Annotated in this window: 4 protein-coding genes; all 4 read right to left on the bottom strand. The window is 35.3% G+C overall.

Going from position 1 to position 2076, the window contains the following annotated elements; all coding sequences use genetic code 11:
- Positions 1–348: ExbD/TolR family protein (locus tag ABZC13_RS14260; RefSeq protein ID WP_373005376.1), on the bottom strand; the 348-nt coding region annotated here is incomplete at its 3' end.
- A gap of 7 nt (positions 349–355) precedes the next feature.
- The gene (locus tag ABZC13_RS14255) at positions 356–922 is read right to left on the bottom strand and encodes a MotA/TolQ/ExbB proton channel family protein (RefSeq protein WP_373005372.1); all 567 of its coding nucleotides are present in this window, start codon (positions 920–922) and stop codon (positions 356–358) included.
- 3 nt (positions 923–925) lie between these two features.
- Entirely contained in the window at positions 926–1318 is a 393-nt protein-coding gene (gene atpC, locus ABZC13_RS14250; protein ID WP_373005369.1) for an ATP synthase F1 subunit epsilon, read from the bottom strand.
- 23 nt (positions 1319–1341) lie between these two features.
- On the bottom strand, positions 1342–2076 hold a 735-nt coding region (atpD, locus tag ABZC13_RS14245; protein WP_373005366.1), incomplete at its 5' end, for a F0F1 ATP synthase subunit beta.

Raw genomic sequence — 2076 nt, 5'->3', positions numbered from 1 at the left:
TTTTACTGCAGCCAAAACTGACATTACAACACCGTAGTCCAAAGTTTTATCTGCACTTATAAGTACAGTAGCTTTTAAATCTAATTTTTTAGAATAAAGAAAAAAATTATCCATGAATTCATGTAGTTGATAATTGTCTTTATTTATTTTAACATTTAGTTCTTTGTCTATTGAAATATGCACAGGTGGTATTTTAGATAGTTGCTGACTCATAGAGCCTTGAGGTAGTTTAATCTGCTCTTCATATATAATATTTGGAGCTATTACCATTAAAATAGCTAGTAAAACTAACATTACGTCCACGAGTGGAGTAATATTTAGCTCTGGTTTATCTTCAAAATCGTACAGCATATTACTAAGCTTTTCTAGCTAATACTGCATCGCTTTGCATCTGAAGGAAACCAACAAGTTCGAATGATTTTCTTTTTAAAACCTGGTGATATGTATATGCAAAAATTGCTACAAATATACCAGCTGCAGTTGCGACTAATGCATCTGAAACACCACTAGAAATAATAGACATACTTCCACTGCTTTGACCTATGTGTGTAAAGGTGTCTAAAATTGACACAACAGTACCAAACAAGCCTATAAACGGCGTAGTAGATGCAAATATTGAGAGTGTAGACAGACCTTTTGTTGCCTCTTTAGTAGCAGCAAGCATACCTAAGTCCAATATCTCTTTACTAACATTAGTACTAGTTTTTATGAAGTTATTTAAAAAAGAATTATCACTAACAGTTGATGCACCTAAAAGAAGAGACTCTAAAGAGTTGCTTTCAATTTTAAGCCAACTGTTAATGGAAAAAAAGCGGTAGAAAAACACCCAGTTAAGTACTATAAAGTATACTGACAAAAGAGCCAGTACACCCAAAGTTACTGGGTGGCTTTTAAGATAAAAATCTATGAGATTATTGATCATAGACTATAATAATCTTTGAGCTGCTGATTCAATTTTTGCCGAAACAGCGGCAATTGCAGGATTTGCATCTGCAATATCATTAATAAGCTGTTTAGCTTCTTCAAGTGCATTTGCAATATCGCTTTCATTATCTCCACGAATAGCAACAGCACCTTCAACTAAAACAATTACTTTGGCTTCGTCAACTTGAACTACACCCCAGTTTATTAAAATTGACTCAACTGATTTATCATCTTTTTCGATGTCTATCACACCCGCTTCCAACAAAGTTGATAATGAAGCATGATGTGGTAAAACACCGAACTCTCCCTCTTCACCAGGAAGAGTTACACTAACGACGTCATCGTTAAAGATTTCACCATTAGGAGTTAGGATTTCAAGTTTTAACTTATCCATTACAGTCCTTTAGTATATTTGAGTTATTTTTGCTTTGCAGCTTTTTCAATTGCCTCATCCATACCACCAACCATGTAGAATGCATTTTCTGGCATATCATCATAGTCACCATTTAGGATTCCTTTGAAACCTTTAATAGTATCTTCAAGAGAAACATATTTACCAGGAGAACCTGTAAATACCTCTGCAACGAAGAATGGCTGAGATAAGAATTTCTCAATTTTACGAGCTCTTTCAACAACATTTTTATCATCTTCAGAAAGTTCATCCATACCAAGAATCGCAATGATATCTTGAAGATCTTTGTACTTTTGAAGTGTTTGCTGAACACCACGTGCTACATTATAGTGCTCTTCACCAATAATTTGTGGATCAAGTAATCTTGAAGTTGAATCTAGAGGATCAACTGCAGGATAAATACCTTTTTCAGCAATTTTACGGTTAAGTACTGTTGTTGCATCTAAGTGAGCAAATACAGAAGCTGGAGCCGGGTCAGTTAAATCATCCGCTGGTACATAAACAGCTTGAACAGAAGTAATTGAACCATTTTTAGTTGATGTAATACGATCTTGTAGTGCACCCATTTCACGAGCTAGAGTTGGTTGGTAACCAACAGCTGAAGGGATACGACCAAGAAGTGCTGACATCTCAGAACCTGATTGAGCAAAACGGAAGATATTATCAACGAACATTAGTACGTCAAGGTTCTTCTCATCTCTAAAGTACTCAGCCATAGTAAGACCAGTAAGAGCGATACG

The organism is Sulfurimonas sp., from assembly GCF_041563035.1.
GTDB lineage: Bacteria > Campylobacterota > Campylobacteria > Campylobacterales > Sulfurimonadaceae > Sulfurimonas.
Note: the sequence above shows the minus strand (reverse complement) of the source record. Positions and strands in the feature narration are given on the sequence as shown.

Excerpts from the sequence above, each read along its gene's own strand:
- atpC (WP_373005369.1), bottom strand. The coding sequence starts at position 1,318 with ATGGATAAGTTAAAACTTGAAATCCTAACTCCTAATGGTGAAATCTTT.
- ABZC13_RS14255 (WP_373005372.1), bottom strand. The coding sequence starts at position 922 with ATGATCAATAATCTCATAGATTTTTATCTTAAAAGCCACCCAGTAACT.